This window comes from Kitasatospora sp. NPDC056531 (assembly GCF_042794375.1).
Lineage (GTDB): Bacteria > Actinomycetota > Actinomycetes > Streptomycetales > Streptomycetaceae > Kitasatospora.
The window spans coordinates 1-4,929 of the sequence record NZ_JBHTTU010000205.1; the positions used below are offsets into that span (position 1 = coordinate 1).

Annotated in this window: 2 protein-coding genes; both read right to left on the minus strand. The window is 74.1% G+C overall.

From position 1 onward, the window contains the following. Window positions 1–1,630, minus strand: a 1,630-nt coding sequence (locus tag ACFQ87_RS44195; protein WP_380616705.1) for a type I polyketide synthase, incomplete at its 3' end; no start/stop codon positions are given. A 62-nt stretch (window positions 1,631–1,692) separates the two neighbouring features. Further along, a partial coding sequence (locus ACFQ87_RS44200) for an SDR family NAD(P)-dependent oxidoreductase (RefSeq protein ID WP_380616706.1) occupies window positions 1,693–4,929 on the minus strand: 3,237 nt, incomplete at its 5' end.

The window sequence follows — 4,929 nt, forward strand, 5'->3', positions numbered from 1 at the left end:
ACACCGCACGCGACGACACCAGCGAGAACCCGGCATCCAACAACGACAGTTCCGGACGCTCACCAGCGAACGCCGCCAACCGCTCGGCCTGCGCCGCCAGGGCCGCTGCGGACCGGCCGGACAGCACCCACGGCACCACCGGCAGCGAGGACACCACGGTGGCGGGGGCTTCGGCAGCGCCGTCGCCCTCGGCGGGCGCCTCGGCCTGCTCGGCGACCGGCTCCTCCGCCGGAGCCTGCTCCAGGATCACGTGGGCGTTGGTACCGCTGGCGCCGAACGAGGAGACGCCGACCCGGCGCGGCTGCCCGGTCTCCGGCCAGTCCCGCGCCTCGGTCAGCAGCTCCACCGCGCCGGCCGACCAGTCCACCTGCGGGGTCGGCTCGTCCACGTGCAGCGTCCGCGGCAGCACACCGTGCCGCATCGCCATCACCATCTTGATCACACCGCCGACACCCGCAGCGGCCTGGGTGTGGCCGATGTTCGACTTCAGCGAGCCGAGCCACAGCGGCCGCTCCGCGTCACGGTCCTGACCGTAGGTCGCGATGATCGCCTGCGCCTCGATCGGGTCACCCAGCGTGGTGCCCGTCCCGTGCGCCTCCACCGCGTCGACCTGGTCGACCGTCAGGCGGGCGTTGGCCAGCGCCTGGCGGATCACCCGCTGCTGCGACGGGCCGTTCGGCGCGGTCAGACCGTTCGAGGCGCCGTCCTGGTTCACCGCGCTGCCGCGCAGCACCGCCAGCACCGGGTGGCCGTTGCGCCGGGCGTCCGACAGCCGCTCGACCAGCAGCATGCCGACGCCCTCGCCCCAGCCGGTGCCGTCAGCGGCACCCGCGAAGGACTTGCAGCGGCCGTCCGGGGCCATGCCGCGCTGCCGGCTGAACTCCACGAACAGTGCCGGGGTGTTCATCACCGTCACGCCGCCGACCAGGGCGAGCGAGCACTCGCCCTGGCGCAGCGCCTGGGCGGCCAGGTGCAGGGCGACCAGCGAGGACGAGCAGGCCGTGTCCACCGTCACGGCCGGCCCCTCCAGGCCAAGGGTGTAGGAGATCCGGCCGGAGGCGGTGCTGCTGGCACCGCCGTTGCCGAGGTAGCCCTCCAGGTCCTCCGGGACGGAGGACAGGTTCGTCGCGTAGCCCTGGTACATCATTCCGGCGAAGACGCCGGTCCGGCTGCCGTGCAGGACGGTCGGGTCGATGCCGGCCCGCTCGATCGCCTCCCAGGAGGCCTCCAGCAGCAGGCGCTGCTGGGGGTCCATCGCCAGGGCCTCGCGCGGCGAGATGCCGAAGAACGCCGGGTCGAAGTCGGCGGCGTCGTACACGAAGCCGCCCTCGTTGGCGTAGGACTTGCCGTGACGCTCCGGGTCCGGGTCGTACAGGTCCTCGTCCCAGCCGCGGTCCTCGGGAAGGACCGACACCGCGTCGCGGCCCGTGGAGACCAGCTCCCACAGGTCCTCGGCGGATCGCACTCCGCCGGGGTAGCGGCAGGCCATCCCCACGATCGCGATCGGTTCGCGCGACTGGGACTCGACCTCCTGGAGGTTCGACTGCACCGCGCGCAGACGCTGCCGCGTCTGGTGCAGGTCGGACGTCACGCGCTTGAGATAGTCGCGGAGCCGTTCTTCGTTCGTCATTCTTACAGCCAACCCTTTGCCGCAGTGCAGATTTGTCGGTCCATCAATCCGGGGAGATCGCGTCAGGAGAGATCGAAATCGCTGTCGATCATCCTGAAGATCTCGTCGTCCGACGCCGACATGAGTCGGTCTGCCAGGTCGTCGCCATCCGTGTCCCCCTGTCCATCGCTCAGCTTCGCCAGGAGGACCTCCAGGCGGGCCTTGATGTTCGTCCGTGCGCTGTCATCGAGAGTCATCGCCGAGATCTCGGCGTCGAGCTTGTCCAGTTCGGTGGAGATCGGGACTTCGTTGCGCGCCCCGCCCTCCTGCCGCACCTCGGCCAGGAGGAACCGGGCCATCGCGACCGGGGTCGGGTAGTCGAAGACCAGGGTCGGCGGAAGGCGCAGCGCGGTCGCCGCGTTCAGACGGTTGCGCAGTTCGACGGCGAGCAGCGAGTCGAAGCCGAGCTCCTTGAAGGCCCGGCCCTCCTCGACCATCTCGGCCGAGCTGAAGCCGAGGACGGCGGCCACCTGGGAGCGGACCACCTCCAGCACGACGCGCAGGCGCTCGGCCTCCGGCGCCGCGGCCAGCCGCTGGGCCAGCGCATCGGCCGTGGCGCCGGCATCGGCCGCCGCCACCCGGCGGGCGGGGATGCGGACCAGGCCCCGGAAGAGCGCCGGCACGTCGCCGGCGGCCGCCGCCTGGGACCGGAAGGCCGCCAGGTCGAGCTGGACGGGCACGAGCGCCGGCACGTCGGTCGCGCAGGCGGCGTCGAACAGGGCCAGGCCCTCCTGGGCGGTCAGGCCGCGCAGGCCGCCGCGGGTCGCGCGGCGCAGGTCGTTCTCGTTCAACTGACCGGTCAGGCCGCTCAGTTCCTGCCAGAAGCCCCAGGCGAGCGAGACCGCGGGCAGCCCGTGCGCGCGCCGGTGCTCGGCCAGCGCGTCCACGAAGGTGTTCGCTGCGGCGTAGTTGCCCTGCCCGGCCGCGCCGAAGGTGCCGGCGGCGGAGGAGAAGAGGACGAACGCGGACAGGTCCAGGTCCCGGGTGAGCTCGTGCAGGTACCAGGAGGCATCCACCTTGGGGCGCAGGACGGTGTCGAAGCGCTCGGCGGTGAGCGACTCGATCACGCCGTCGTCCAGCACCGCGGCGGTGTGGACCACCCCGGTCAGTGGGGCCTCGGCCGGGATCTGCGCGAGCAGCTCCACCAGCGCTGCGCGGTCGGCGACGTCGCAGGCCGCCAGCGTGACCTGTGCGCCGGCCTCGGTCAGCTCCGCGACCAGCTCGGCCGCACCCGGGGCCGCCTCGCCACTGCGGCTGGCCAGCAGCAGGTGGCGCACGCCGTGGCGGGCCACCAGGTGGCGGGCCACCAGGGCGCCCAGCGTGCCGGTCGCACCGGTGAGCAGCACCGTGCCGTCCGGGCCGAAGGCCGCCTCGGCGTCCTCGGCCGCCGCTCCGGCCGCGCGGGCCAGGCGCGGCACGGACAGCACGCCCGCTCGGACCGCCAGCTGGGGCTCGCCGGTGGTCAGCGCCCACGGCAGGACGCCCGACGCGTCGTCGCCGTCGACGTCCGCCAGGACGATGCGGTCCGGGTACTCGGACTGGGCGGAGCGCACCAGGCCCCAGACCGACGCCGCGACCAGGTCGGGCACATCCGCGCCCCGCTCGGCCGCCACCGCGCCCTGGGTCACCAGCAGCAGCCGGGAGTCGGCCCACCGCTCGTCGGCGACCCAGGCCTGCACCACGGCCAGCACGTGGGCCGCGCTCTCGCGGGTGCCGGTGACCGGGTCGGCGGTGCCGGTGGTCACGGGCAGGACGACGGTCTTCGGGACCGCGGCCCCGGCGTCGATCGCCGTGGCGAGCGCGGTCAGGTCCGCGTACCGCTCACCGGGCAGGCCGGCGAGAGCGGCGGGTGCCGCGTCCAGCCAGGCGAAGCCGTCCGTCCCGACAGCGTTGGCGGGAACGGGAAGTACGGTCCAGTCGAGCTGGAAGAGCGAGTCCCGGCCGGTGCCGCGCGCCGCCTCCAGCTGCTCCGCGGAGACCTGCCGGAAGGCCAGGGAGTCGATCGAGGCCACCGGGGTGCCGGTGGTGTCCGCCACCCGCACCGAGACCGCCCCCTGGCCGGCCGGCGTCAGCCGGACCCGCAGGGCCGCGGCGCCGACCGCGTGCAGCGACACACCCGACCAGGAGAAGGGCAGCTGGCCCTGCACCGCACCGCTCTCCTGCATCTCGTCCTCGGGCAGGGCGACGGCGGCACCGTGCAGCGCCGAGTCGAGCAGCGCGGGGTGGATGCCGAACCGGGCGGCCTGACCGTGTTCCTCGGCGGGCAGGGCGACCTCGGCGAAGACCTCCTCGCCCCAGCGCCAGGCGGCCCGCAGGCCCTGGAAGACCGGACCGTAGGCGAACCCGCACGCGGCCAGCCCCGGGTAGACGTCGGCGACCTCCACCGCGACGGCGTCCTGCGGCGGCCAGACCGCCCACTCGGCGGCGGTCGCCTGGCGGTCGGCGGGTTCGGCGCTCAGCACGCCGGTGGCGTGCTGGACCCACTCGCCCGCCAGGCCCGCGCCCTCCTCGTCGATCCGCGAGTGCAGGGTGAGGGAGCGGCGGCCGGTGCCGTCCGACTCGCCGACGGCGAGCTGGATCTGGACGCCGCCGCGCTCGGGCACCACCAGGGGCGCCGCCAGGGTCAGCTCCTCGACGTGGTCGAAGCCGACCTGCTCGCCGGCGCGCAGCGCCAGCTCCAGCATGCCGGTGCCGGGCACCAGGACGGCTCCGGCCACCGTGTGGTCCGCGAGCCAGGGGTGGGTGCGCAGCGAGAGCCGGCCGGTGAAGAGGAAGCCGTCACCACCCGCGAGGCCGACGGCGGCACCCAGCAGCGGGTGGTCGGCCGAGCCGAGACCGGCGGAGACCACGTCCCCGACCGCGCCCACGGCCGCGTCCACCCAGTAGCGCTGACGCTGGAAGGCGTAGGTGGGCAGGTCGACCCGGTGGGCGTCCTGTCCGGCGAAGAGGCGCTGCCAGTCGACGGTGATGCCGTGGACGTGCGCCTCGGCGAAGGAGGCCAGCAGCCGTTCCAGGCCGCCCTCCTCACGCCGCAGCGACCCGACGGCCACCAGGCCGGAGTGGCCGAGCGCTTCGGCGGTCTCCTCGATGCCCATCGTCAGCACCGGATGCGGGCTGCACTCCACGAAGGCGTCGTAGCCGTCCGACAGGAGCCCGCGGACCGCCTCCTCGAACCGCACCGTCTGGCGCAGGTTGCGGTACCAGTACTCCGCCCCCAGATCACCCGCCGTCACGTCAACCCAGCCGCCGTGCACGGTCGA